Consider the following 329-nt stretch of genomic DNA (forward strand, 5'->3'; position numbering starts at 1 on the left):
GGAGCCGGCCGCGCGGGCCCTCCAGCAGCACCGCGCGCCGGCCGATCCGCACGATGCGATAGCCGCCGAGATGCCCACCCTCGCCGAGCAGGACTGGCTTGCCGGATGAGCGCGCGAAGATCGCCAGCCGCACCGCATCGCCGCGCAGGATGCCGGACAGCCGGGGCATGGAGGTGGCGGCGGTGCTGGCGTCGGCGACGGGGCGGCGGTCGGGGCGGAACAGGGGGCGGGCGAGAATCTGCGCCATGGCGGCGGCGGGACGCGCGCGGCGCGGGGCCGCCGCCGGGAGCGCGCGCGCCGGCGCCGGGGCGACCTGCGGCGCCGGCATC

At 80.2% G+C, this 329-nt stretch carries 1 pseudogene; it reads right to left on the reverse strand.

Features of this window, described 5'->3' with window-relative positions:
* Window positions 1-329 (reverse strand): annotated as a pseudogene (locus RT91_RS22065) (hypothetical protein); the annotation flags it as partial.

Source organism: Acidiphilium sp. JA12-A1 (assembly GCF_000724705.2).
GTDB classification, from domain to species: Bacteria; Pseudomonadota; Alphaproteobacteria; order Acetobacterales; family Acetobacteraceae; genus Acidiphilium; species Acidiphilium multivorum.